Annotated in this window: 26 protein-coding genes; 1 reads left to right on the forward strand and 25 read right to left on the reverse strand. The window is 54.5% G+C overall.

Annotation, left to right across the window (positions count from 1 at the left end; genetic code table 11):
* Position 1 precedes the first annotated feature (1 nt).
* The 17 genes from AADV58_RS17160 to AADV58_RS17240 all read right to left on the reverse strand — a co-directional run bounded on the left by AADV58_RS17160 (position 2) and on the right by AADV58_RS17240 (position 17,344).
* Positions 2-805, reverse strand: coding sequence for a TrbG/VirB9 family P-type conjugative transfer protein (locus AADV58_RS17160; RefSeq protein ID WP_341744797.1), 804 nt, complete (start codon positions 803-805; stop codon positions 2-4).
* The gene (locus AADV58_RS17165) at positions 805-1,518 is read right to left on the reverse strand and encodes a type IV secretion system protein (RefSeq protein ID WP_341744798.1); all 714 of its coding nucleotides are present in this window, start codon (positions 1,516-1,518) and stop codon (positions 805-807) included. Before AADV58_RS17165 ends, AADV58_RS17160 begins: the two co-directional genes overlap by 1 nt.
* A 122-nt stretch (positions 1,519-1,640) precedes the next feature.
* Positions 1,641-3,575, reverse strand: coding sequence for an AAA family ATPase (locus AADV58_RS17170; RefSeq protein WP_341744799.1), 1,935 nt, complete (start codon positions 3,573-3,575; stop codon positions 1,641-1,643).
* Complete coding sequence (locus tag AADV58_RS17175) at positions 3,568-3,915, reverse strand: hypothetical protein (protein WP_341744800.1); 348 nt, start codon at positions 3,913-3,915, stop codon at positions 3,568-3,570. Before AADV58_RS17175 ends, AADV58_RS17170 begins: the two co-directional genes overlap by 8 nt.
* A gap of 44 nt (positions 3,916-3,959) precedes the next feature.
* Positions 3,960-4,259 carry a hypothetical protein gene (locus AADV58_RS17180; protein ID WP_341744801.1) on the reverse strand — a complete coding sequence of 100 codons (300 nt, stop codon included), beginning with the start codon at positions 4,257-4,259 and terminating at the stop codon, positions 3,960-3,962.
* Between the two features lie 11 nt (positions 4,260-4,270).
* Positions 4,271-5,593 carry a type IV secretion system protein gene (locus AADV58_RS17185; RefSeq protein ID WP_341744802.1) on the reverse strand — a complete coding sequence of 441 codons (1,323 nt, stop codon included), beginning with the start codon at positions 5,591-5,593 and terminating at the stop codon, positions 4,271-4,273.
* Complete coding sequence (locus tag AADV58_RS17190) at positions 5,590-6,420, reverse strand: hypothetical protein (protein WP_341744803.1); 831 nt, start codon at positions 6,418-6,420, stop codon at positions 5,590-5,592. Before AADV58_RS17190 ends, AADV58_RS17185 begins: the two co-directional genes overlap by 4 nt.
* A complete protein-coding gene (locus AADV58_RS17195) occupies positions 6,413-8,911 on the reverse strand; it encodes a hypothetical protein (RefSeq protein WP_341744804.1) in 2,499 nt (832 codons plus the stop codon). The genes AADV58_RS17190 and AADV58_RS17195 overlap by 8 nt, the downstream gene beginning before the upstream one ends.
* The gene (locus AADV58_RS17200) at positions 8,905-9,231 is read right to left on the reverse strand and encodes a VirB3 family type IV secretion system protein (RefSeq protein ID WP_341744805.1); all 327 of its coding nucleotides are present in this window, start codon (positions 9,229-9,231) and stop codon (positions 8,905-8,907) included. The genes AADV58_RS17195 and AADV58_RS17200 overlap by 7 nt, the downstream gene beginning before the upstream one ends.
* Before the next feature lie 43 nt (positions 9,232-9,274).
* Complete coding sequence (locus AADV58_RS17205; RefSeq protein ID WP_341744806.1) at positions 9,275-9,631, reverse strand: TrbC/VirB2 family protein; 357 nt, start codon at positions 9,629-9,631, stop codon at positions 9,275-9,277.
* A gap of 12 nt (positions 9,632-9,643) precedes the next feature.
* Positions 9,644-10,618, reverse strand: a complete 975-nt coding sequence (locus AADV58_RS17210) for a CpaF family protein (protein ID WP_341744807.1) — start codon at positions 10,616-10,618, stop codon at positions 9,644-9,646.
* Positions 10,619-10,684: 66 nt separating this feature from the next.
* Entirely contained in the window at positions 10,685-11,323 is a 639-nt protein-coding gene (locus AADV58_RS17215) for a DUF4400 domain-containing protein (protein WP_341744808.1), read from the reverse strand.
* On the reverse strand, positions 11,320-11,901 hold the full coding sequence (locus AADV58_RS17220; protein WP_341744809.1) for a hypothetical protein: 582 nt from the start codon (positions 11,899-11,901) through the stop codon (positions 11,320-11,322). Before AADV58_RS17220 ends, AADV58_RS17215 begins: the two co-directional genes overlap by 4 nt.
* Position 11,902: 1 nt before the next feature.
* The gene (gene traD / locus AADV58_RS17225; protein WP_341744810.1) at positions 11,903-13,762 is read right to left on the reverse strand and encodes a conjugative transfer system coupling protein TraD; all 1,860 of its coding nucleotides are present in this window, start codon (positions 13,760-13,762) and stop codon (positions 11,903-11,905) included.
* Positions 13,762-15,621 (reverse strand): MobH family relaxase, encoded by a 1,860-nt coding sequence (gene mobH / locus AADV58_RS17230; RefSeq protein ID WP_341744811.1) that lies wholly within the window; start codon positions 15,619-15,621, stop codon positions 13,762-13,764. Before mobH ends, traD begins: the two co-directional genes overlap by 1 nt.
* Positions 15,622-15,660: 39 nt before the next feature.
* Positions 15,661-16,854 (reverse strand): FlhC family transcriptional regulator, encoded by a 1,194-nt coding sequence (locus AADV58_RS17235; protein WP_341744812.1) that lies wholly within the window; start codon positions 16,852-16,854, stop codon positions 15,661-15,663.
* Entirely contained in the window at positions 16,841-17,344 is a 504-nt protein-coding gene (locus tag AADV58_RS17240) for a hypothetical protein (RefSeq protein WP_341744813.1), read from the reverse strand. The genes AADV58_RS17235 and AADV58_RS17240 overlap by 14 nt, the downstream gene beginning before the upstream one ends.
* A gap of 65 nt (positions 17,345-17,409) precedes the next feature.
* Here AADV58_RS17240 and AADV58_RS17245 point away from each other — a divergent pair, with 65 nt between their 5' ends.
* Positions 17,410-18,081 carry a LexA family transcriptional regulator gene (locus AADV58_RS17245; RefSeq protein WP_341744814.1) on the forward strand — a complete coding sequence of 224 codons (672 nt, stop codon included), beginning with the start codon at positions 17,410-17,412 and terminating at the stop codon, positions 18,079-18,081.
* Between the two features lie 67 nt (positions 18,082-18,148).
* Here AADV58_RS17245 and AADV58_RS17250 read toward each other — a convergent pair whose 3' ends face one another.
* The 8 genes from AADV58_RS17250 to AADV58_RS17285 form a co-directional block, all read right to left on the reverse strand.
* On the reverse strand, positions 18,149-18,877 hold the full coding sequence (locus tag AADV58_RS17250; RefSeq protein ID WP_341744815.1) for a hypothetical protein: 729 nt from the start codon (positions 18,875-18,877) through the stop codon (positions 18,149-18,151).
* A 107-nt stretch (positions 18,878-18,984) separates the two neighbouring features.
* Positions 18,985-20,028, reverse strand: coding sequence for a DUF7146 domain-containing protein (locus AADV58_RS17255; protein ID WP_341744816.1), 1,044 nt, complete (start codon positions 20,026-20,028; stop codon positions 18,985-18,987).
* Between the two features lie 136 nt (positions 20,029-20,164).
* Positions 20,165-20,683, reverse strand: a complete 519-nt coding sequence (locus AADV58_RS17260) for a hypothetical protein (RefSeq protein ID WP_341744817.1) — start codon at positions 20,681-20,683, stop codon at positions 20,165-20,167.
* A 226-nt stretch (positions 20,684-20,909) separates the two neighbouring features.
* Entirely contained in the window at positions 20,910-23,021 is a 2,112-nt protein-coding gene (locus AADV58_RS17265; protein ID WP_341744818.1) for a hypothetical protein, read from the reverse strand.
* A 93-nt stretch (positions 23,022-23,114) separates the two neighbouring features.
* On the reverse strand, positions 23,115-24,347 hold the full coding sequence (locus AADV58_RS17270) for a DUF3150 domain-containing protein (RefSeq protein ID WP_341744819.1): 1,233 nt from the start codon (positions 24,345-24,347) through the stop codon (positions 23,115-23,117).
* A gap of 274 nt (positions 24,348-24,621) precedes the next feature.
* Positions 24,622-24,870: a hypothetical protein gene (locus tag AADV58_RS17275; protein WP_341744820.1), complete on the reverse strand. Its 249-nt coding sequence runs from the start codon at positions 24,868-24,870 to the stop codon at positions 24,622-24,624.
* Positions 24,871-24,939: 69 nt separating this feature from the next.
* Positions 24,940-25,479, reverse strand: coding sequence for a single-stranded DNA-binding protein (gene ssb, locus AADV58_RS17280; protein ID WP_341744821.1), 540 nt, complete (start codon positions 25,477-25,479; stop codon positions 24,940-24,942).
* Positions 25,480-25,548: 69 nt separating this feature from the next.
* Entirely contained in the window at positions 25,549-26,490 is a 942-nt protein-coding gene (locus AADV58_RS17285) for a hypothetical protein (protein ID WP_341744822.1), read from the reverse strand.
* Positions 26,491-26,686 lie beyond the last annotated feature (196 nt).

Here is a 26,686-nt window from a genome sequence, read left to right on the forward strand (position 1 = left end):
CTTACTTCGAGCCAAAGAAATTCATCAGGTCGGAGAACCCCCCTTTGGCCCTCCGTACCGTCACTTCATCCTCGCCAAGCTTGAGCAGAAGACGATCAACCAAGCGTTGAACAACCACGTAGTCACCCTTTAGATGGGTGTTGATCAACTCCGGGTCACCGTTGGCATTGACCATGAAAAACGCCGGCATGTCTTGCGTCTTGGGCATCTTGACCCAAGTAAAGCGCCCGTCATCGAACACCTGGGTTGGCTTGAACGAGGCTTTTCCATCGACCGAATAATCCCAGTTCAACTTTTCGATGGCGACACCCCGGCTAACTACCTGCCGCTCCAGTCGCGTATTTTCGGCATCCACCATGTTTTGCTTGGCCTGCCGCCTGGCCACTTCGCGGACCATCATGTCGGGATAATTGAAGCTCACCCGCTGATACCATGCGCCGTCTTCCGGGGACGATTGCAGCGTGAACTGGTAGGTGCGCTCGTTGGTCACAAGCGTAGCGGAGGTCGTGATATTCGGCCGCAACGGTTTCACAAACAGATGGCCCGGTGCGTCCTTGACCTGCCATTGGAAAGTGTCGCCAAGCGCCAACGCCACGATTTCTTCCCCTTCGCGCAACGCGATGTTCGTCACGGATCGCGGCCTTGCCAAGACAACAAAGGTGTCATTGGGGTCAAAGGCAAACTCGACGAGCCTTGCATCCGATGGCATCGGAATTGGTTTGATTTCGGCGTACGCGACATTCGTACCAGACAGGGCAAGGCATGCTACCGCGGCAACGGCGGCAATAATTTTGTGGAAAGACATCACGTCAGATCCTCATTGATCGAGAAATGGGTAACAAACAAACCAAGCGGGTTTTTCATTACCTCCTGCTCGGTTGCTGGCGGAGCAATAACGTAGTGCACCGTCATCGCGTAGAAACGACGAACAGGGTCTTTGCCGGGGCTGCGCTCCACCGTCACAAGTCGAACGAGCGAACTGTTTTCGTTCAACGGGGAATAGGATTTGATTTCGACGGTTCGGGTCAGGCCGCGCTCAGTTTTCATCCGAACGACCGGCTTGGTCGCTTCGAGATAATCAGTGAATTGGCCAATTGCCTTGTCGCGGGTGTTCTCGTAAGCCTCGGATAGGCTCCGCTCAGTGGTATACGGGTCGATCTCCATTAGGTTGCGAACCCATCTCACGACGAAATACTGCTTACTCAGCGCGTCAGGCTTGAAGCGCTCAACCGGCAACGGCTTGGCCGTCGCTTCGCCCGTGTACTTATCGACCGACACCACCATCGGGACGACACGGCTTAACGGCATCATGCTAATCAGCGCCCACACCACTGCGATGAAGGCCATTGCGAACAGTGCCGCAATGATGAAATAGCGGTCACGCTCGACCACCGGACTACCTACCCGCTCGAAATAAACCCGCTGCGCCTTTTCGTAAGCTGTTTGCGGACTATTCCCTACGGGATCAGATTTACTCGGAGATACCCCCGGCGGGGTTTTTTCCTTCTTCTTGAACATGCGCAGACTCCTGTCGAAAGTCTGCTCATTAAATCCAATGCGCTAACCTGCTTCCACTGACTAAAACCTATGAAATTGCCAGGAAAGCATCGGCAGACTCATTTCGCCTGCCGATCCCACAATTACGCCGGGCATACCGTATCCTTTGCCCGTTGGATGTCCATCATGGTCACCGTCGCATAATCGTCCCCCGGCTGGAGGTTGTCGATCGCATGATTTACGGCTGCCTGCATGATTTCCTTGACGTTCGCAATCGGCTGCCCAAGCAGCATATGAGCAATTGTTTGGAACCCAAGATCATCCGACAACTCTGCAGGCGTATCCATGTACCAAGATTCCAGGAATTTCTCGATTGCGACTTCATCAGGCAAGCCGAATTCGATCTTCTCGGTGAAACGCCCACCGCGCACCGCGGCCTCGTCCATAGAATTGGCATGGTTGGTTGCCGCGATGAAGAGGACATCCGGAATATGCCCGCCCGCGCCGTCCATCATTGCCAGGAGCTTATTCGTCAGTGCTGGATTGTTGCTATACCGGCGATCCTTGAAAACGTCGTCAGCTTCATCAATGAAGACAATGCAAGGCCGAAGATCGCTGGCTTCATCCATCAATCGCTCGATGCGCTCAGGCGAGGCCATCAGGTCCATCCCGCTCACCGGCAGGAAAGCCCAATCTGCCGTTTTCGCCAAAGCACGGGCCATCAGGGTTTTGCCCGTTCCCGGAGGCCCGTAGAACAGCACGCCTCGCGGCACCGAACCGCCCATCGCCTCAATTTCAGCAATCCGATCCATCCGATTGGCAAGGGAAGTGAGCTTGCTCTCCATTTCGTCGCTCATGGCCAACTTATCGAGCGTCGGCGTGTTTTCTGGCATTTTGCCGGCACGCCCCTGCACCTTTCGCAGCGCTTTCTTCAGTAGGTCGAACGAGATACCCGCCGCGGTTTTCGGCATGCGGATCGCTTCTTCCATGACTGCGTTGATCCGGGCCACAGAAAAGCCTTCCCACCGACGCACCGCGATTGCCACCGTGGCATCACTGATCCGCCCCTTGCCCTTCGACTTAATGAGATAGGCACGAGCTTCTGCGTCCGGCGGCGGCACTTCGATCTTGAAGTCGAAACGACCTTCACGAATTGCGGCAGGGTCAAGGCGATCCACAAAATTCGTCGCGGCAACGACAATCACGCCCGACTTGCGAATATTGACAAGCTCTGTGAGCAGCACATTCACGATCTTCGCGCTTTCCTCGTTGGACGACGTTTCCTTGCGTGCGCTCAACAACGAATCGACTTCATCCAGGAAAAGTACGCAGGGCGCGGCAGCTTTTGCTTCCGTAAATGCGCGCTTAACCCGTTCTGGCGTGTCGCCAATCCACTTGGAAACCACCTCGCCAAAGGTAACCGGCATGAACGGCAGCCCCACTTCGCCGGCCAGCGCTTCGGCCATCATCGTCTTGCCGTTACCGGGCTTACCCGTCAGCAAAATCCCGTTGCGGCTCTTTTCTCCGCGCTTCGTCGCCCCGATCACCTCATGGGCCGCGTCCAGCATTGTTGCCTTCAGCTCAGTCATGCCAGCCACATCGGAGAAGGAAATGCTTGGTTCAACCACCTGGCTCACCCGTTCTTCCTGGGGCGTCTCTTTTTGCTCCTTGGCCACGTTGGCAATCACCTGTTTCTTGGGTGGGGTGTAGGGTGTTGCGCCAACGAATTTTTGAAGCACCACGACCAGGGCGCAAATCACCGTCATCGCCACTACTTCCGGGTAATCGGCGAGATTTGCCCAAACCCGGAGCAGCAGAGCCCCGCAAATAACGAGGTTGTAGGTAGCCAACTTCGGGAAAACGATCCAGGGCTGAATAGCAAGCTGACAGAACGCGAGGAAAGCAACCGCCAACAACCACGGTGGAAGCAGGAAAGTAGAGAAGAAGGCGTGACCAGACTCCCCCGGAACCACGCTCACGAATAGCGACAAGGGGAACGCGAAAAGCGAGAACAACATGAGTCCGGTCAAGACGAGACGGTAAAACAGTACCGTCATTTCGAAAGCAGCCTTATTCATAGCGCACCTCCATCGACCGAGCTACCCCGACCATGCTCATGGCGAGTTTCCGGGGCGTCGTCATATCCTCGATTGCTGCCTCAAATGCCGAAGCAGCAGCCTGCCCTCCGGTTTTGCGGTCGATCACCACATGCAGCACCGTTAGCGGGCGATGCCCCGCCTTGTCATAGCCCACGCTGGTATGCGCCTTCTTGCAGCCGTTAATTTCACGACAGGCTGCTTGCGCTTCTTCGGTGGTAATGGACGGCAGGAAGTGCCGATAAAAATACGCACTGGCAACGGCTAAGGTCGCCGCAATCAGTGCGTATTTGGCAATAGAGGTGACTTGTGACTTGTTCATTTTGCTACTCCTTATGAACAAGTCTACCGAATTAAAACGTCATTTCAACGACTGATTATCACCTCAACGTATTTCCAAAGGTCATAACACTGAACTCCTGCTGCGAAGGTAAGGCCGGCTATCCCAAGAACCAGAATTCCCGGCGTATCCTGCCACATCACCGTAATAGCCCAGTTTGTCGCCGCCGCAATCGATTGATTCGTGCATTCAGGCGCTTCAATCTGACCTCGGTATTCGCGAGCAACTTTCTTCCGCTCAAGCAACGCAGCAGAAAGAATCGCCTCTTCCTCACTCGACATGCCGCGGAACTTTTGCTTCAGCACGCTCAATCCGACCCAATTCATAAACTTTTCCTTTACGGCTTGCCAAAGCGTGCTTTAGCGGCGGCCACTCCCGCCTTAGCGGCCCCCGTACCAGATCTGGCTGCGCCTACTGCCAACGAGCCCCCAGCCCCCCCTATTCTTCCCGCGCCTCTGGCAGCCATCATGCCGGCGCCTTCCTGCCCTCCGGTAGTCCAGCCTTCCTTCGCGCCAGACTTTGCTCCAGTCGCAGCCAGAGAAGCTCTTGCACCAGCACCCAGGCCTTTCCCTGCAGCAAACCCTGCTGCTGCGCCTTGCGCGGCTCCTCCAATGCCCCCTGCCATCTTCCCAGCCGTCGTGTTCGCACCCTTTGACATACCTCCAGTCATCATTGCGGCCGGCGGCATAAACCTAACGCTCGGCATCCCGGTAACCAGCCCGCCTGCGATGGAATTCACGCTGACCATCATCGTGACCATAATCAACAGGATGATTGCAGTGGCCGCGTAGGCAAAGGCGTTGAATTCCGCCGTCGCCGCGGCAGTATTTGCCAGTGTGCCAACCTGCGTCAGCATCCCCGCCGTCATCCCGAACAAGACTGCGCCGACAATTTTCTGAATACCCGTAGTAATCATGAATCGTAACCAGCCTTCGAAAAGGAAGGCGGTTGCCGGCCACAAAAGCCATGGAACAAAAAGCGGCGCCAGCATCAGCCCAATATTGATCATGATCTGCGTCATAATCATGATGGCAATGTAAATACCTGTGCAGGCAATAATCGCCATCGTTATCAAGCCTTTGTAGATGACGCCGGCGATCCCGTAAAGAATGCTGCCGACAGGCCCTTCGTCCCAGGCTGTCTTCAACCAGGCAGTCACCCCATCGAAAAACCCTTTCTTTTCGGCTTCCTGTGGCGTCAACGCCCCCCAAAGATTATCGATGGCCTGCATTCCAACGCCCATCGTATTGATAATGCCACTTGCTGGTGAGGACACATCAATCGATCCGCCCGCCGCCGACATTGCGGTATTCGCTAACGAAGTAAAGCCATCCGCCAGTTCTTTTTGAGTATTGGGCTGTAGAAAAAAACTGGCGATCCCTGCCAATAAAATCAACTGAACCAGTTCGGCAATCACCATCTGGAACGGTGAAATATCCAAAACAATCTTGATGGCCTTCCACGAAATAAGGATGCCCAGGATGATTTTGAATAGCCCGGCGCCGATTGCAGCAAACGGCGAACCTGTGACGATACTCCCCGCCTTATTGAAAACAGATTCGATTACTTCGTTGACTGCCGTATCCGCGCCTGCAGCAAATGCCGATGCTGTCAGCGTCAGCAGCAACGCCCCAAGGCCGTATTTAGCAAGGAGTTTCATTTTCTGTAGTTGATCATCGAGTTGATGGCATTCTGATTTTTCGTACGCATTTCATCGATCTTTGTGTCGAACGCTTGCGCTGATTCGTCAGATTGTTTTTCCTTGCCGTGTTGAATGACTTCGTCCTGCAGCTTGCGCTGGGCCGCCACTGTATTGGCTTCGAGCATCTGGTTCATGGTTCCAAGCAGCGCATTCATGTGCGTGTTCAACAACTGCATGGATTGGTGCGTACCATCCGTGGAATAGATTTTGGACTGAAGCTTTTGGAGTTCATCGTAGCGATCCTTGACCTGATCCAGGACTTTCACCTGATACTCAGTCATAAAACCGTCCCCTTCCCCCCGAGCCTTGTTTACATCAGCCATCCGTTCTGACCATTTCTTGAAGTCCAAACCGGAAGCCGCGTACTTGTTGTAAAGCGTGGTAGCGACGTTCTTTGCGTTGTCGAGGTCGCCGTAGAGGACTTTGACTTTATCCCCATACTCCTTTCGCATCGCGTTCGCCTTGCGAATTGAGTCGAGCAATCCCAACAAGGATTTCGGATCATCAATGAAGCTCTTGATCTGGTTGTAGTCGTTTTCGAGCTTGCGCTGCCAGTTCTGCAATTCCTGCAGCTTGGCGTAATACTGCTGAATTTGTAGGGCGTACTCCTGCGCCTGGACCATCGTCTGCTCGGTAAGCATCCCCTCTTGCACCAGATCGGACATAACCCCCTGGATCGACTGGATCAGGTTGGGGATATCAAGCACAGCATATTGCGCGTGAGCACTGAACGAGATCGTGCACGCAATCCAGAACCCCGCTACAAGCCGAATAATTTTACGCATAACCCAATACCTCATTCATGTAGTTGTCACGCCAGCCTTCGACGGTTTCCCGCGTCTCGTAATGCTTGGAAAACACCTTCTGCGCCTTTGAATCCGAGCGCACAATCGCCATAATTTCTGGGGGCAATTGGGCATCAACCATCCGCGACAGTTTTGGTGTCACGACGTAGTAATTCCGTTTCGGAATTCCGTTTCGGATTCGATAAATCTGCTCTTCGTTTAGACCAAAGGTGTTCTGGTACATCTCGGCATGCGCCATCGCGTTGATATTCGGCAAGTAGATCCGGTTCGGGATGTTGTCGATGATCGTTGCAAAAATCGGGCTCCTGGCGACTTCATTTAGCGATTGCGTCGCCATGATGAGGAACGCATTTTTCTTCGCCAAGGTCCGAAGCCAGTTATCGATCCCCTTCGAGAACTGCTTGTTCGCCAACATGAACCACGCTTCTTCGATATAAATCAGCGTCGGGCGGCCATCCAGTTTTTCCTGAATGCAATAGAACGCATAATCAATGAACAACGCGGCAACCGTTTCATTGGCAAATAGGCCGCCCATTTCGATGCAAGTTTTGTCGCCGACTTGGAACGTATCCTGGTCGTTATCAAAGAACTTCGCGTATGCCCCTGTCGAAACCCAAGGGTGCAATTCTTCCTTCAGTTCGTTGGATAGGAAGGGGGTCAAGGATTGCAGGCGCCACATGGATTCCGGCTGCGAAGCCAGTTGATCAAGTGCATTCTTCAGGGAATCCAGATCAGCCGACTTCAACTCCCGGCCCTTGGCGGAGAGCAACATTTCCAGCCAGTGATTGATCCATGGCCGAGCCTCCGGCACCCCAAGCAGGCGCATCGGGTTCAGGGCAATCGTGTCTTTCGAGTTAAGCCCCATATCCACATGCGTCCCTCCTTGCATCAGGGTGGGAATCTTGCAGGAATAGTCCTTATCGAAAATGAAGGTGTTACAGGGTGTGTATTTCTGGAACTGGGAAATCAAGAAATTCATGAACGACGATTTCCCGGTGCGACTAGGGCCAACCACCAAGGTATGCGCAAGGTCAGCCTGGTGGAAGTTGAAATAGTAAGGCGTCGCAAACTCGGTCGAGAGCACAGTCAGCGCCGGTTGATCCTTCCCGTCGCCTCGCTGATCTTTGAAGTAATCGTTAAAGCGCTTCCCGATTCCCAACGTCCGCACAGGGGCCAGATCGGCAAGATTGCCTGACGAGACGAACGACCAGCGAACCAGGGCTTCCGCTTGGCCCGGAATGGTTCCTGCAAACGCCGACAGGAGGTGCATGGTTTCCCGCACCGTCAGGTATCCCCGGCGCTGAAGCACTTGATTGACGTTGCGAAGCGCAACCTCGGCTTCGTTTTCCGTGTTGCCAAACGCGACAACAGACAGGTTGTAATAGCCGTATGAGCGATTGACCGTGGTCATTTCAGTCAGCGCATCATTGGCGTCTTGGGCGAGCAAGACACGACCTTGATTGACGTTTGTCGTCTCTTCCTTGGTGAAGGATTCCTTTATGTACTGGAAGAACGTTTTTTGCATGGAGCGCTGATGGCGCTCGACGCTCTCGATATGGGCCTTTGCCTTCTGGTTGTCGGAGAAACGGAATACCTGCGAAATCGTCAGTTCATTCGGAATAGCCAGCAGATCATCCAGAATCCCAGGCATCGTCCAGTCAGGCCAGTCCTTGAGCGACATCGCGGCAATATGGCGCGTCCCCGACGACCCAACGAACTTCAAGGTATCCCCACGCGATACGAGCGTATCCGTGTTCAGATACGAATCCATGTACATCGGGATTTCCGGCATCTTGACGCGCTCTTGGGTACAGGTTGGCGATGCCCGGCGATGGAGGAAGCCCAGGAGGACATCACCCCGCATGCGACGAAGGTCTATGTCCATCAGCGTTTGCTCAAAGCTGGAGAGCTTTTCTTCCATGTCACTGACAAACGCCATCATTTGATTAGCGTCAAAATCAAAAGTCCGCTTCTTGCTGATCGATACCATAAAGGCCTTCCAAATAGCCTTGAGCACAGGCATCGACTCATTCTTGATATAGTGGGTCAGCTTCTCCATGAAGCCATCGGCCCCACTTGGCGGCGTGTACAGGACCGAGAGGTACAAACTGTTCTTGTACTGCCCGGACTGTTCAAACTGTTCGCGCCAGAGGTCATCGATGTATTTCGAGACCTCGTTTTCAAACTTGGAGTTCGGGTATTCAGTGATCCGCCGCCGATCGACGGTGAACCACACGGTAAAGCGCTCGCCAAACCCACGGAAAGCGTGTTCCACCAGATTTGCGTAATGATCGATTTCAGACTGCGGAAGACCTTCCTGATCGACACCCTCCATCGTGTAGCAGGCAAGAATGGAGCCATCTTTGTTTACCATCAGGTCAGGCGCAATTTGCGCCATGAACGGAACCAGCTCGCCGAAAGAGCGAGCCGAGTCCTCGTAGTTCTTCACAATCTGTTTGATGTTCAGCATAAGAGGTTCTTTCCGAATCCTTCAGGTCTCGTATTGCGCTTCTGGTTTTTTCGCGGCCATGGGTCGTAGATGTCGGCCAATGTCGCGTACCGCGCATACACTTTGATCGTGTAGGGGTCTTTCTTGGTCATCCACATCAGGAAGAAATGAAGCGCCACCGTTAGCCCGACAAAGGCAAGCTGCTCCGTTCCCATCACCAACGCGGCGCCCAGCGTTCCGTTCAGAATCGCCATCTTTTTTTCCACACCAGCAATGGTTGGGATTTCCAATAACGATTTATGAACCGTCGTGGCACGCGCTACATAGTTCGAATTACTCATGAGATCGTTTGACGGGCGCTTTCGCGCCCGCCTTCCACGCTTATTAGCAGATACCCGTTGCCGAGCTATCGATAATGCCAAGCCAGGAGGTGGCCAGCAGCGCCATGCTCACGCCCATCAGCAGACCCAGCAGGCTTTTGAACATACCGCTCATTTCTCCCACGGCCATCAGCAGGCCGCAGATCACGATGGCGATCACCGCAATCGACTTGGCGACCGGGCCTTTGAGCGAGGTCGCCACCATGCACAACGGGCCTTCCCACGGGAGGGCGGCGTGGGCAGCTTCCATCGAAAAGGCTAACAGGAGCAATACCGCAGCCAGCAGCGGCAGCACCATGAGGGTTCTCTCCAGGGCGCGCTCGAAGTTGGTGCCGCCCATATATTGCGTTGCGTAGTTCATGTGACAAGACTCCTATTGGTCATTAACCCTGTAGATTTCGTGGGTGATGTACTGCTTAGTTGAAAAATCGAACCCTTTCAAAGAAAGGATCTGGGAAAGTTTTCTACCGCCCTTCATTCGCGCCATGAACACGACGTAATCGAATGTCTCTGCAATCTGAGCTTTGATTGCTTCGTGCGGCCAGTTGATGCCTGCTCGGAGAACGAGCGACTCGAAGCGGGATAGCGCCCCAATCGCGCTGGACGCATGCATTGTTGCCAGACACCCGTCATGGCCGGTGTTGGCGGCATCCAGGAGATCGAACGCTTCTCCGCCCCGCACTTCGCCGACAATGATCCGGTCGGGTCGTAAGCGCAGCGATAGCCGCACAAGATCCCGCGTGGTGACACCTTCCTGCTCGTTTGCAATTAACGAAATCCAGTTAGGAACCAGCACCTTCAGTTCTTGCGTATCCTCGATCGTCACGATGCGGTCACCCGCATCGATCTGTCCGATCAGGGAATTTACAAATGTGGTCTTCCCACTTGACGTACCTCCGGCCACGATGATGTTCTTCCTGGCCTCGATTATCTCGCGCAGCACTTCCGCCATATCCGGGGGGACCGCCCCATCGTTCACGTAGTCATCGAGCGAGAGGTGCACTGGGTTGTGCTTCCGGATTGAAAGCGACGGCCCCTTCATGGAAGTCGGCTTCATCACCGCAGCAAAACGATATCCGTCCATACGGGCGTCGATGATCGAGTCTTTGCCTCGCTCACGGGCCTGCTTGTTTTCCAGGCTCGCAAGCAACTGAATGACCGACCGGATTTCCAGCGACGAAAACTGAATTTCCGTCTTGCTGATGCCTTTTCTGGCGATTTCAACCCAGACATCATCCGGCCCGTTGACCATAATTTCCTGCACTTGGCCGTCATCCATCAGATGACGCACTGGGCGCAGTGCGTTCATCAGCATGTTGAGGGCATTGTCGCGAGTCTGTTGATCCATACTTTTACTTTATCGAGTAGGCATCTCTTATTCGCCCGTCTAAAACGGGCAAATCGACGACCTAATTTAGATCGAGAGCCGTTGTGTGTGACGAACCATAATCATGGTCGGCAATGTTGCAACCATGGCCCAGAACGGGATCACCAATGGCGTCAGGGCAATCGGCACAATCAGATAGAAAATTGGGAACATCAGCATGACTACAAGGGTGTGCCGCGCAGCATTGAATATCTGCGGGTTTGAATACCCAAACGTCGCCAGCTTCACCTTGCGCTGGGCAAACCCGTCCGCGAAGATGGCTATCCCGAACGGCAAGATGTAGGCCATCCAGGTCATCATGATGACGAGCCGAAGTGACGCTGCGTAGAACATTGCGGCGACCCCGCGGATGTATTCATTCGTGAAATCCGAGAGCGCCACCAACTGCCCACCAAAAAGCCGCTCCGTGCCCCTCTGTTCGTCTTCTGTCACCCTGACCTTCTGCGTCGCCTGGATCACCCCCGTTTTGACGAAGGCTTCGGAATACATCTTGGCAGCGGTTTCCATGATCGTCTTAGTGGACGCCTTACCCATTGCCCGCTCGATCATTCCCAACTCTTTCATTACATGTCCCATGATTTGCTCCTGGGACATCAATGCGGGGAGGGCAAATGCCGCCAGAATTAAGGCCACAATCCACAGGCCGATATGCTTCCACATCATCATGTTGTTTTACCCTGCCCTTGCTGCAGATGCACAATATCGGCGAACGACAACAGCGCTGAGGTCAGCATGATCCGTAATGCCTGGCGCTCCTCCTGACTTACGCGGACACCATGCTTTGTGTAAACAACCCTTTCCGCCTGTCGTTTCTTGATCCAGTCGAAGATGGAAATACACGGAGGGCAGGCGATGGTCGATCCATTAGGCATGACTGCATGGACTCGCCACTGCGGCAACTGCTCAACCACAACCTCAAGCATCGCCTTAAAAAATGCCGTCATGCTCTCAGCGTCACTAGCTGCGCACGCAGCAGCTTCCTCATAGGCCTCGCATGCTGCCTTCAATGCTTCATCGAGCAAAAACCCCTCTTCGTTTACTGACGGGAAAAGATGGCTGATGACCTTGGCCAGATTTCTGGCGGCAACCTCAATATTTGGCCGACACAAGAAAACAGCCTTGGCAAACCCACGGCGCTCAATGCGAGTCAGCGAGATTTTTAGTGACTGTTCTGGGGAAACAAATTCGTCACAGTTTTGCTCGTTGGAGTAAATGCGATTCAAAACAACTGCATCCGGGGTCATGTCAATCCTCGGTAATTTTTGGCAGACGGCCTTTGATCAAGCGCCCGCCCGCAACTGATGCGATGTAGTGGAGGTCGGGCAGCATTCCAAGTAATTCAGGCGGAAACAAATCGACTTCAGTTTCTTGAAGCGACTCACTGATATTTCCCCTGAATTCATTCCCCATTTCGTCAGATGTCGTTCCCGACCCCTTGGAAATCGAAACGGAGGTAATTGACGTTTTCCCGAACGTCTCGCAAATGAAGTCCTGTGTCTGACGGTCCTTGGTGCGTAGCGCAATCAGGTTGTTACAGTTACCCAGCATCTGCCGCGCTTCGGGTTCGCTACCCATTCGTGCAATGAAGTCCGGTAGCGTCTGCGTCAAAAGCCACGTAACAAAGCCTGCGCCACGCGCCTTATTCAGAATTTGGATCAGCGGCTTGTTCACCACCTCGGCCGCTTCATCCACGATCAACTGTATCTTCTGAGGCTTACCCGTCCCGTTGTTGTAGATATCCCCTGCCACGGCCGTCAGATCGGACAGGATGATCGATCCAATAGCAGAGCCAACCGTACCGTCTGATAGCGAATCGAGGCCCAAGTACAAGACGTGATGGCCGTTGACCAGTTTCTTCGTGTCGAAGATCGGTCGCGGATCGTCAATGTCTTCCGTGTCCGGCGAGAGCAACGGCCCCAGCTCGCCGGCCGTCAATTGAACGAGTAGCGGAACAAGACTTGCCAGAATTTTCGACAAGTGATCACGTGAGTGCTCCACCATGGAAAGCAACCCATCCACCACGACATCGCGCTGGTCGTCAGGTACTTCTTTCTTGTAGTAGTAGATGTACCCCATCAGTTCCGGCGTGGCGCTCGGCCCCAGCTTCAACGGCAGCTTTCCTTCCCGCGCTTTGCCCACGAAACCACTGACAAGCGTTTCCCATCGCGGCACGTTGCGATTGAAGAACTCCCGCAGAACCATTTCCATCAGTTCGTCCGGGCCGCCCTCAATGAACTTTCTGAGCGTTCGCAGCGTTGGGGCACGGTCAATGTAGATCAGGCCATCAGCAACCAAGTTGATTGCTCGCCACGCGAAGGCCTGGAAGGCGTCTTCCGAGATCATCAGCGCCGCAATACGCGAGGCAAGTTCGGTCGAACGGTTCCAGTTTCTCAGTGGATCAATCCGAACAGACTTCGATGGAAAGGCGGGATGAAACTGCACAAATGCATCAGGTCGCCCGGCTAGTTCGCATGCGCGGCGCGTAATGTCGCATAACTCCTTGTCACCTTTGGGATCGATGATGATCAGAATCTCTTTGCGCATTACCGACTGAATAACCACCGTTTCAAGCAGTCGAGTCTTGCCGCTGCCGGTCGTGCCGAAAACGAGGACATGGCCTTCCAGGGCCTCCAGCGGCACATAGACGCTTTGCTCGTTCGGCTCGACGCCGTGAATCCACGGCGCCCCTTTAATGTCATCGAGCAACCGGATTTTTTTGAGCTTCAGAAACCATTCCGGGGGCAACACGGTGCTGACCGGGCGCTTGCGGATTTCCATCACACGTTGGGTATGTTGCGGTCCCCAGTTGAAGCCGTAACCCAGCCATTTCTTCTTTGGCTCAAGGCGCATCAACTGAATGAGCTTGCTCGGCGCCATGAACAAAAATGCCTTGCCGGCAAGCGACACCTTGAACGACCACAGCGCAATCGTTTCATACCAGCGCCACACAGCCATCAAGAGTGCTACCGCCCCCATGTAATAAATCGCCCCGGTCGGCACACTCGTTAGCGCCGCAACCAACACCATGACTACAGCGGCCATCGTCCATGCGGTTGCACCAATGACCTCGTATGCCGGCCGGAAGAGGTTTTCGTAAGCTTTCATCAGAATTTGAATCCAATATCAATCGCCGCCTGGCGTTTCAAAACAACCGCATCTACCTCCGCTCCATTGATCGAAACCCGATGCAGTTTTCTTCTGGGATTGCTTGCAACGGAATAAAGCCATTCCTGCCCGTGCAACTCCACGATGAATTTGGTTGCCTCGATGCCGTACATGGCGAACTGTTGGGCTTTGATAGCAAACCCTTCAGCAACCATTGCCGCGCACTCCGCTAATGCACCTGAACGCTGGTCCTCAACCAAGATTTCAAGCGCGCTGCGCACAGGTTTGGAAAGCCTTGCCGCAATCTCTGGCGGCAAACTCCCTGGCGTAACTTCTGCAACGGTTGGCAATTCGCCGTCGCGAAGCTTCTCTCCCGGATTCAGGATTTTTGGTTGGCGCGGCTTCGCCGGCGCCCGCTCCGCCGCCGGTTTTTCCGCCACCTTCGCCGGGGTAGGTGCGGGTGCGGTGACCGGTACTTCGGCTTCCTTCCGCGGCTGTTCCGGCAGCGTCTCGACAGGAGCGTCACCGGCGTTAGACTGGGCAGAAGGCTCCGAATTGACCGTGGCTACCGCAACCTCTGCTACCCCACCCGTCGCGCCGACCGGAGCAGCCTGTGACACCGTTTGATTTTGTCCGCTGACAAGTAGGTTGGCATCCATTGGCGCAGGCGGCGTTTCAAGGGCGATCAAAATGGACTCTGGATCAGCGATCCGCACTGCGATCAATTCAGCTTCCGCGCCAGGTGGTTTGATCGGCCAATAAATATCGCTGCCTACGTCCGCCAACAGCATTCCCGCCTTATGCAAAACTTCTGCAATTGTGGCGGCATCTTGGGGGACGCCCGTCACGTTTGCGCTCGACAACTCGTCTCGCATCTCTTTGGCAGCCGTGCGCCAGACGATGAACATCCCGTCCTTGCCGTACCAGATCCGCGCCTTTTTCTCGTTAATCTTCCAGACGCCCTTACCCACCAGCGCACGCATGGCATCCACCAGATGTGGCTCCAGGTGCATCCCCACCGTAAACTTTCCGTAGTTGTGCGGAGACAGGAGGAGGTCACGATCAATGACCTTCTTGCGGATTCGGGCGATCAGGTCAGCCAACGGGTTATTCTTAGCCGCACCATCATCGATAATGGCTTCGAGCATCGCCGGGATAATCTTTGCATCCCCTGCCTGCAAATATTGCATGGCATGGGCGGGGATGATTTTGTTAGCGAGGATTGATGACATCCCCATGCTGAACGGGTGGCCTTCATCAGACCAACGAATAAAGTAGCGGGTTTCGTGCTGCGACTCGATCCATTCTGCAATCCCAACCGAGTGCATTGGCCACTCATTACCGCTGGCCGTAACCACAACCATTCGACCGAGTGGTCGATGCAATTCGCAACACAACCCAGCGAGGAACGCTGCATATCGCCACCGTGGCTCTAGCTCCCGGCGCATCTCCACCCCTGCTCGGCCGGCGAAAATCAGCCCCTCGGCGGCCTGACGGGAATAGAAGGCAATTTCCAGACAGAGACGAAACAATCCGCCTGCCCCCTTGTGCGTTCCCGCAGACGAAGCAGGCAGCATGTCAACATAGGAAGCCAGCGTTTTAAGTACGCCGATATAGAGTCTGTCAAACTCTGAGGCCTCAACACCCGCCAACAAGCGGAGCCTCCGGATCAATTCAGTTTGCGTGGACAGGACACCATCGACCGGGGCAACTTCCACACCGCCATCGACGGGCGGATATACGGGCAACCCAATACTTACCTTGGGGGCTGGCGCGGCCGCTACTACTGCGGCTTTTGGCGCTACAGCCTGTCCTGGAGGCCGCGAATTGCTGAATAGCGAGAGAAGAGACTTGAGCATTCTCGCATCATCGCGGAACTGCTCTTTCTAATCCCGTTACTAAAACACCTGTTTTTGCCGCCTTTCCTCTCTTCTGCGGCGGGGGTCTCCTGGCAGCGGCGGAAAGATCGTTCCAGACTCTGTGACATCGTATTCGATGGCAATGTCTTTCTCGGGGCGAACAGTCTTTCCAGCAAGCATTCGACACACCGGGCATTGCTGGTCACCCGGAATTTCATCCTTTAGAACGATGTATTCAATGCCGCATTTTCCGCATTTACAGAACTGCAGTTCACCAATCTTGAAGAGCACGATGGCAAAGGCAAGTCGCGAGTAACCCATCAGATCACTACCCGACTGCCCGTTGAACGTAGCCAGGTAGAAGGCGTTGGTCGCTTCGACGGCTTCGATCTCGCGAACGCCCGATTCAATCAGACTCAGATATTTTTTGATGATGACCGATGTCTGGTGCCGGCGATCAATTGTTTCAACGTGAAACTCGCTGTTGCATACCCCACCACCCTGCGGCGAGGATCTTCCGTAAAGCCGCCGATAAAGCTCGGCCGCGAATTTTTCAGACCCTGGAATCCGTACTGCAATTTCTTTCACCCTTGCGCCTTGCATGGACATCCGGAGAACGCGGGTTTTGTCCGATACATATTTCTCAATGTAGACGCCAATCACCTCTTCACTGGCGATTGTCAGGCCCCCAGCCTTTCGAACCGCGGCTTTGGAGCCTCGATGAGGTGTGCACATCGGACAAAGCCCCTTGGACATGATGCTATCGCTCTTAATCAATGTCCTATGCCCGCATTCGCATTGCTCAACCCGCAATTCCCCTCGGTCTTCCGAGGCGCGAATGATGCGAATCATGTCATCGATGTTGTAGGCCAGCGGCCCATACTGCTGTGTATGCGACCTGTGCAATTGCAGGTAGGCTTCAATCTTGTCAATCCCGGCGTCCACCAACCGGCGATACATCACAACACAAGTGGCCGACTGAGCCCGCCGATCTGCTGACCCAACGAAATAATCCAGGCTCCACGGTTTTTTGGACTGGTAATCCTCCCCGTGAAATACTCTGTTAAACTCTCTCACGCGACTTTGCGAGTGTTTTTTGAACAAACTTACCAGCGTCGGGTTTCTTGCCCCTCTGGCACAAAACTCAATTAACGCCGCTTCAAGGCGTATTTCTCGTAAAACTTCGGAATAAACCGCCTCCAGCTTGCTGGCTGCGGACTCAATGGTGGTCATCGTTGGCCGCCAGTGTTAGAAACTGAGTCCTTTCGGCTTGAACATCAAGACCCGTAAGGATGCAAAATTTTGTGGTGTTGATGGCAGAAAAACGTTGTTTCCCATGCTGAAAATAATTCAACGCTGCCATAACCGGCATTTTTATCAGATCATTGCATTTTTCTATTTTTATGCCATAATGCGAAACAGCTAAAACCGGATCTTGTGATGCGACATCACGAACGGTGATAGAGAGTTTTTGCAAAAAGCTGCTTACTTTTTCTGGCAGAGATCCCATGGGAACATCCGCAACAGCGTCGTTGATTTTGAACAACAACACATCCGTGCAGGCAGCACGTTCCAAAGCCATTGGATCTGACTTGGCCAGCGACTCACAAAATGCTGGTTCTACACCCAACGCTTCGGCAGCAATTGGGTCGTTGCAAAGAGCGAGGAATTCTCGGTTGAGCTGGTGCACATCAGAGATACGAGATTGAGTCAAAGTCATCATTTTTTTGTCGCTCGCAAAAAATAGGCTTCAATTTTTCTACAAGGCGCAATGATAGCACTTGTCCTATGTCAAATGATGATGAAAATTTCGCCTACGTGATCGCTCATGGCATCAACGAGCGACTAGACGTGATCGGCGCACCACCAAAGAACAAGGGGCGCATTCGTTTCTTTGCTGACAAGACGGGGTTCAAGGAGGGCACGGTATACCGTTGGCTCGAAGGAACAGGCATGCCGTCCCTGCCCAATCTAGTAGTCGTGGCCAATGCCCTTGGATGCACGATTGACTTCTTGGTTGGCCGAAAAAACTTCTCGGACTTCTTGATGGAAACCAAGGACATTTCCATCAGCACAGCGCACATCCCCTACGTCGACAATCCAGGTGCGTTTTCTGAAATTCCTGTGTTCTCGCTGGCTTCGTTCGCCCCGCACCACGCCCCTGCCCTCAAGGCTTTCATCGTTGTTGGTGATGAAATGCATGGGTATGCGGAGGAAGGGGATTGTGTCTTCTTCGACTCGACACAAAGAGAACTGGCCCACGGCACTGTGATTGCCTTTGAAATGCGCAAGCACATCTTCTTGCGTCGCGTGCAACTCATGGCGTCAGAGCGCGTCAGCCTGCTGTGTGATAACAAGCTGTACTCAAGCGAGATGCTTGACTATCAAGACTTCTGCCTAGATTCCACCCCCGGAAAAATGGCAATTCTCGGTCGAGTTGTTGGCAAATTGTCTGCCTAGCCGGCGGTGAGCCGCAGTCTTTCTCTCCAGCCAACAACTTTTTGCGTAGCGTAGAAATTTTTCAGCTTCAGACGCGAGTCATCTTGATCGCGTGCGCCGTCACGATCTTGGGCAAAAACTCAGTGCGGATGACCACAAACCCCCATCGCAACGCATCATTGACCCATAGCTCACCCGCCTCGCCGTGCTTCGCCGCTTTCTGCATAACTTGCTCTTCACTCAAGTCTACTCTCCGCAGCCTCGCTACTGCCTGCCGAAACAATCGCCAGAGGTCTGGCTGATCAACATTGGCGAGACGACTTGCATACTGTGTGATCGCGTGGTCGGTCACTTCGACCAGGCCGAGGTTCGGAATCTCGATGACTTCGGATAATGGCTCCCTGATCTCGACCGTCTCAATGTCGTTCTGAGCGCGGGGCAACAACCATGAGGCATCCTTTGAGACATCAATTTCCAACCCGGAAAATCGGTGCCAAAGAAATCGCCCATAGGGAATAAGGTGCGGCTTGGTGATTGCGCTCTTGTCGGGAACGCCATTGCGCACATTCTTCAGGAGCTTTTTGATGGCGCCGGAAGTCACGGTCAGCTTCAGGCCCTTCCCCGTCTGTGTTGGACCGAAGATCGATCGATGTCCAAGAAGCCACTGCAATGCAGATAATTCTGCAATGACTTCTGGGTCATTGACGTTCGCTACAACGTTAATTCTCATGATGCCTTGTTTTTTGCTTCCGTTTCGCCACATCACCTCAAACGAGTTGTCCTCGATGCGGGTACAGAGAGTGGTCAATAAGTTCAATTGTTACCCCTTTGGATGTTTTGTTTGTTGCTTTTTATCATGAATGGCAACGAATGGAAGCTTTCCCCAAAAAAGACACAGGGGGGCATAGTGCCCCCCTTGTCCATTCATGCCGCCTTCCGGCGACACAGGTCTTGCTCATACACATCCCACATATCCGTTCCCGGAATACTTGGGGTAATGATCGAGCACTTCTTTCCGCTCTCCACCACACGGTCATGAAGAAACTTGGCAGCTTCCTGCCCTGCACGACGGCCTTTTTCATCAGGCTTGTCGTTGTCGGCAAAAATCACCAGATGCTCCACTTCCTGCGGCACAACGAACTTTTTCAAGATCGTTGCCGAAACCGCGGCCCATACCGACTGACCAGTCATCACGCTAGCCGCGAGTGCTGATTCGATTCCTTCCGCAACCCCAAGAATGGTTCCTTGAGGATTAGACAAGCGAATTGCACCGCCCTCGATACCAAGCGACTTCATCAGCTTCTTGGCTTTCGGGACATCAGCTTTCCTCCCATCTGGCGTCAGAAACGTCCGGTGCAAACAAACAGGACGCCCATCAGGCGCACGCACAATTGCAACCATGGCCGGATATACCCCCAGTTTCACAAGCTTGCCTTCTTCGTGATTCGGCAGCAGCAGGTCGTCTTGACCATTCACATGCCAATACTCAAGGCCAGGATGAAAACGAATACCCAAAGGCATTCTGGGCAGATCCAACATCCGTGTGTTGCGCAGATACTTCCATACAGGATCACCCTTTGTTACCGGCTGACACTCATTGGCCACCTTTTGCAACTTTTTCCGGATCGCTTGTACGTCTCGCTGATCCTGGTTGTCGTTTACGCGAGGCACTCTTGCGACACGCTCTGTGCCGCCCCCTTCTTGCGTTATCCCAAGAATTGCCTGAACTTCCTTCTTTGCTTCGAGGAAGGTCATATTGCGATAGCGCATCACCAGGCTCATGCCATCGCCAGGCCCGCAGCCTGAGCAAAAGAAAGACCCATCGTCTTTCTTGTCGTACCGAAATCGGTCACGCCCCCCACATGCAGGGCAAGGATGATGAAACCCATCCAGTGACTTTTCGTCGATTCCGAGTTCAATGTGGATATCCCGCCAACGCCCGAAGGCGTCATCCATGATATTCGACATACGTTTCTCCTTCGTGAATACCCCAAATCGAGGCCCACCGAAGAAGCCCTCTATGGGGCCACTTGGGTGGACCCCGAAACGGGGTTGGATTAGGAAATCCCGAAGGAGACCCCTGCCGGGGTCTCTCCCGGAGGGGTTAAATCTCGAATTTGGCAACACGGGTATTTCCCGTGCTGCTGTCGAGGATTCGTACCACATCGCCCTTCTTCAAGGACGCTGCATCAGCATCGAGCTCTTGCACGACGCTGATCATTGATTTGTCGCTGAGGCCAATCACGACCTCAACCATACGCTTGCGCTCCGTACCGGCAACTTGGTTGCCGATAAAACCGCCAGCGATGGCACCGACTCCGCCGCCAACTGCCATGGCAGCGGCTTTTACTTCACGGTCACCCGTGAGTAGCGTTGCAGCAACCCCCAAAAGCCCCCCAATTACCGCACCCGTGGTGCGTGCCGATGGGTTGTCCTTATTGGTCACTACCTCACGAACCGCCATCACCATGCCCAGTTGGACACGTTGGTAGCGGCGGGCTTCGTTGGCGCCGTAATCGGAACCACTGAGGTCACCCTCAACGGCGAAAACGGTCGTGTTCAGAGCCGCCGAGAAAAAAACGGCCATCAAAACAACAGATATTGCGCGAATTACAAGGTTCATTGTAGGAACTCCATGAGGAGCGGATGAACCTTGGCCCTGCAGGGAACAAAGTTCCCCGCGGGATTGAAATAGGCTGATAAGGGCCAGCTTCCCATCTGTGCCAACCATAAAGGTCGAGCAAAGAAACACTACACCCGGCGTACAGCAACCGGCTTTCTTTTACCGCCTGAAGCGGCAGAAGAAAGCCGCCCCCCGAAGGGAGCGGGCTTGTTGCATTTTGAGACCTTCAGGCCGCTTTCGCAAGTTGTTTCTGCAACACACGAAAAACCGCCTTGGGCAAGTCCCCAATGTTTTGGATTGATTCGGAGGTTTGGAACAGACCAGATACGTCGCATCCCATCCCCACGCCAATCACTTCGATATCGCTGGCAGCAAGCAAGCTGATCATTGCTGACGCTTGTTCGCGGTCATCCGGCTCCCCGTCCGTCATCACCATAAGAATCTTCCGATCCCTTTGGCTTTGATGGAGGTGATAACCAGACCACAGCAGCGCTTCCGCGAGCGGTGTCGTGCCTTGCGCCCCGATCGTCGGAAAACGATCAGCGATCCGCCGAAAGTTCTCTTCAAAATCAGAAACCAGCAGGACATCATCATGATTGCGCCCGCTTTGGTACGGGAAGGCAGCCACCGATGTATCGACCCCTGGCACCGCGTCCATAGCAATCGCCACAGACAGGGCCGCGTCGGCTGCCATGCCGATCCGAGACACAGGAACGAACTCACTCGCATCTTTCGACCACTGATGAGAGCAAACCCGAGTCATCGATGCACTGCGGTCGATTAACAGTTGGATAGCCGTGTTTTGCTTTCGGCCTTCCACCCGCTTTTCGAACACCCGCGTATCCCCCGTCTGCAAACGCCAGATACGTTTCGTATCCAGCCGGTTACCCGTCCTTGCCGACATGATCTTCGAGCGTGCTTCCGCTTCCAGCAGCGCAACCGCTTTATTGCGGATCGCGTTGCTTTGCACCTTCAGACGGTGAATGATCGAAGCCCCATTACCGTGCTCCAATCCAGCCCTCACAGCATTCGGCAACCGGACATGATCCCGGCTGGCGACAACGGCTTTTTCCCCAAGCGCTTGCGCGATCGAGGAACCAACATCCCATTCCCCGCTATCAACGTTTCCGTTGACGAAATCCTTGATTGCTCGCGGATCGAGGTGGTTTGCGACGGCTTCCGTTCCATCACCAGCGTTCCCACTGGTGTCGCATTCCGAGGTGTTGCTTTGCTGTTGCCCAGGCCTTGCGCCCTGCCCTTTCGAGCCACCCGATTGATTGCCCTGCTTCGACTGCTCCCCGTCACCGGATTGCTGGCCGTCGCCCTGGCTATCGCCTGAGTCCTGCCCTTTCGAGCCACCCGATTGATCGCCCGACTCCGACTGCTCACCGTTACCGGATTGCTGGCCGTCGCCTTGGCTATCGCCTGAGTCCTGCCCTTTCGAGCCACCCGATTGATCGCCCGACTCCGACTGCTCACCGTTACCGGATTGCTGGCCGTCGCCTTGGCTATCGCCTGAGTCCTGCCCTTTCGAGCCACCCGATTGATCGCCCGACTCCGACTGCTCACCGTTACCGGATTGCTGGCCGTCGCCCTGGCTATCGCCTGAGTCCTGCCCTTTCGAGCCACCCGATTGATCGCCCGACTCCGACTGCTCACCGTTACCGGATTGCTGGCCGTCGCCTTGTTTCTGGCCATCTTGGGGTTCATCCTTGGACTGATCCTTGAGAATCTCCAGAACCTTTTTGGCAAGCTCCACGCGATCTTTGGTTTCAGGTGCCGAAAGAACCGGCGAGACTGCATCCTCGATGGCGAGAACAGCTTCTTCTCCGATCATCGTCGCCAGGATCATTCGAGCTTCCGCCGCAGTCTGATCGAACATCGACTGCCCAAGGTACTTAGATCGCATCCCGTGAATCAGGACCGTTTTCAGCACCTCAGTGAAATTACTCGGATCTTGCACCCCGACGAAACGCCCGTTGCGTTGAAACGCACTGAACATCGATTTCAGCAAGCGATCTGCGCCGGCATACCGCTTGGTTTGCCGGTACTCGATCGCGATATCCTCGATACTGTTGTGGATGCTGCGTAAGGCTTCAGAGCCAGCAATATGACCGAAGTCAGTGTGCTGGATGTGGCCGTCTTCGTGGATCACTCCGCCGATGGCGATATCACGGGCATCCGCGTCATCTTCCGGCAATGCCGGAATATGAACGACATACGTTCCGTCGTCTTTCTTGGATACCGCGAAGCGGGGGCTTCCGAACTGGCTTTCGACCCCCATACGGTCTGCAAGCAGACGCACCATGATAGGCAGTGAACGTTCAATAGTTCTCATGTTTTTCTCCAACTGAGATGGGCAGCCGTTCTCTTGCGAGAAGGGCCGCCCTTGTGGTGGGTAAATGACGCCCACCAGAGAACTGGAGGACGTTTATGCAGCCAAACCCAACGGACGGATCTTGCGAAGCGCCTTGGGCATTGTTGGCAGCGTTGGAATCAGCGAATCGCCAGCCGTGGTTTGTTCGACCACCGGCTTGCTTTCCTTGACCTGACTGACTTCGACCATCGGGGTTTGCACCTCGACCGCCTTGACCTCAAAAATCGACTCCTCCACACCCTGATCTTCCAGGGCGGGCGGGGCGATCTCAAAACCAGCCGGGATACCGGCCGGTTCCTTCTTCGGTGACACGAAATCACCGCCGAAGAGATCATCAATCAGCGAACCAGCGGTTGCCACAGTGGGTTCCTCGGTTTCCTTGACGGATACCGTGGTGACTTCGGTGACATCCTCGCCCGCGTCATCAAGCGCATCGCTTTGTGAACTGCCGTTTAGGACAGACTCACCATAGCGACGCATGCGACTTGGCTCACTCAGGATCATGACCAGGCCCGTCAGCGCGGTCAGCGAAACTCCTTCGATCGGCGCATCCCCCGGCATTTGAGCCAGCGTATCGTCAATCAACTTCAGGAGCGGCTTAACCCGCGAATCGAGGAAGGCCAATCCGCTCATTTTCGAGCGGATATTCCGGATTGGAGAGAGTGCGCGGCGATTAACCTTGGGTTTCCCCGAGATCGCATCCAACACATCTTCTGCCGCATCGGCGATTTCGCAGAACAGACGCCCAGCCAAACCGCCCGTCTCCTCCGCCATCTTCTTGTTCAAGATGGAATCGGGTTCATCGGACGGCGTGCTAATGCGGGCCGGGGTCCAGCCGTAGCTGATTCGGTCAGCAATCGCATCTTTGGGTTTCGCCTCACGGCGAATCCAGGACTCCCATCCCGGATAACGGGCAACCCAGTCGTCGAGCTTGTCGTCGTAGGTTGCCAAGAGGTCGCGCTTGGCGTCCTCGAAGAGAACACCGATCGCGTCCAGTTCGGTGCCCAATGCAGCGGCCTCCTCTGCCGGAACGGCGTAGCCTCCCAGGAAACGAATTCCCCGCTTGGCACAGGCGTTGTGCGCCTGCTTCTTGAGCGCCTCAAACCGGTTCAGGCTTTTGGCGTCGAAAATACGCTTGGACCCCAAAGAAGCGAGATCCGCCGGCGGCAACGACTGTTCAGCCACCCCATCGAGGTCTGCAACCTGCAATTTCTTGCGGGCACCCCAGAGACGAATGCCTTCCAGGGAAATGCAGATGACTTTTTCGAGGATTTGATTTTGTTGCATGGTATTTCTCCTAGAGAGAACGCGGAAACACCATGCCCCTGCGGGAATGATGCCCCACAGGGTTGAATTAGAAGACTGGCTTCGGTCGGATGACCCAGGTAACACCAGCTACCTGTCTTGGCTAGGCCAAAGAATATTCAAATTCTACACCCGGCGATTTTCGCCGGGGAACTATCTTGGGTAACACCTAGTTTGCTATAAGTGTTATCAAACATAGCTCCGCTATAGCTGCAACGACACCTAACCAACGCCAAGCCCTTTCGGGCCTGGCTGCTCAATTGATCCCAACAAAGAGGCCTTTTGAGATGGTTTGATCAAGCTCGTTATCCGGAACGATATCGCCAGAGTTCTGATCGACGACAAACATGCCATCGAACGAGAAGACGCGGCGGCCCATTGTGCCGTAAAACGTTCTTGCCGGCGAACCGGTCATGCTTCCTTCCTTGATACTGGAAACCACATCATCGAATGATTCGACTTTCCTGACATGATCCCCAAAACCGAGTTTTGGTGCGCTATACATAGTCCCTCCTGATGTTCAGTTCGGGACTACCCCCATCCGGGAGTAGCCCCGGATGGGTTGTGTTGAAAATTAGCGGTGACGTGCGATCCGGCGCGTCAGCCGATCCGCTTCGTCCCACAGCACAGGTTGTGTGAACGGGATGTCGTCCCCGCCGATATCGAACCCGCCTGCGTCGAACGACGCCGGTTGGCCATTGCCACCGCCACCACCCGGCGACTGGCGTTCGCTACCGCCTGCGGCAGAACCTTGGTTCTGCTGCCGCTGATGACCGCTACCGCCGAGCATCTTGAGGTCCATCCCCTTGATTTCGGTCGTGTAACGGTCCTGGCCGTCCTTGTCCTGCCACTTGCGAGTCTTGATCTTGCCCTCGACGAGGACATGCGACCCTTTCTTCAGGTACTGCTGGCAGATTTCAGCCAGCTTGCCGTCGAAGACCACACGATGCCACTCGGTGGACTCCTTCTTTTCGCCGCTCTGCTTGTCCTTCCAGGTTTCGCTGGTGGCAAGGCGCAGGTTGGCGATCGCCACACCGTTGGCCGTGTAACGGACCTCCGGGTCGGCGCCGAGGGTTCCCATCAGGGTTGCTCGGTTGATAGATGCATTGCTCATATACTTCTCCTCATGAGTTCCGCGAGCCCTCGCCCGCGGAGATTTTGAATCCGTCCAAATGGACGGGAGTTAGATCAGCTCGATACTCCAGAGCTTTTTGTTCTTGAGTTCGCCCTTGACCATCACCGGCGTTTCGCCCAGGCAAGCGATTTCTACGCGTTGGCCGCGTTTGAAACCACCTTCCTCGATCGCTCTCTGAAGGTCAGCCCCCCAAATTGCGTTCTCGGCCCCAAGGGCGTCATCGTGCAAAAGCACCCGGTAGTTCAACTTCGTCTTACCGTTGAACTCCCGTGGGACTTTCCCCACCGAGAGGATTTCCCCTCGGTAAGACACCGCCGGTTTCTTCCCCTTCGTGCGCTTGCGCGTCACAACCGGGTCAGGCGCTGGCGCAACAGAAACCGTTTCCTCCTCAAAAGGCGGCGGCGGTTCGTCAGCGTAACCAGCAGGTGGATCATTTGCATAAGCATCCACAGGAATATCCAGAAAATCTGGCATTCCCGCATCCGCCCCTTCATTCAGACTCGACTTGGTTCGACTTCGGGATTTGGTTTCCCCGCAGCCGAACTTGGCCTCGACTTCCTGAACGAACAGATCCACCGCCTGCTTGATTGATGCCGCTTTCCGGTCATCCAGATGGATGTTCTCGCCGTGCAACTTCTGCAGCGCCTTGGTTTTCGGCTTCAGACGACCGTGGGCAAGCTCAAACTGCGCGTAGTACCGCACAGTCAGAATGCCCACTTTGGTGCTGATGCGGGCGATATCCCTCGCAGCGATGTATTGCGGCGAATCGTCCAAAGGAGCTAAATCCTCTTCCGCCTCCGCTGTTTGTCGCGCAACCGCGCCTGCGGTTACATCTTCGGCTGGAATCGCTTGCGGCGTCGTCTTTCCGAATGCGAGGCTGCCCAGCCTCAACATGCCGAACCAGGCATAGGCGAGCGCCCCGACGATCACAAAAACGATCGCTCCGAAGACCATTCCCCCGAAGCTCTCATCTTGTTGTCTTACTTGCATTACATGGTGCCTCCATAAACACTTGGATAGCCCTGTCCGCCTACGCGGATAGAGACATCCGCGCTGCGGTTGAAAATGCTGACTTCGGGTTTCCCCAAGGCTGTCAGCTACTTTTGCGAGAGCAACGCCCTCTACAAATCCATTTTCCGCTGACCCATTGATCACCGGGAAAAGGACTCAATAAGACACCGCCCCC

This window comes from Azonexus hydrophilus, from assembly GCF_038368255.1.
GTDB lineage: Bacteria > Pseudomonadota > Gammaproteobacteria > Burkholderiales > Rhodocyclaceae > Azonexus > Azonexus hydrophilus.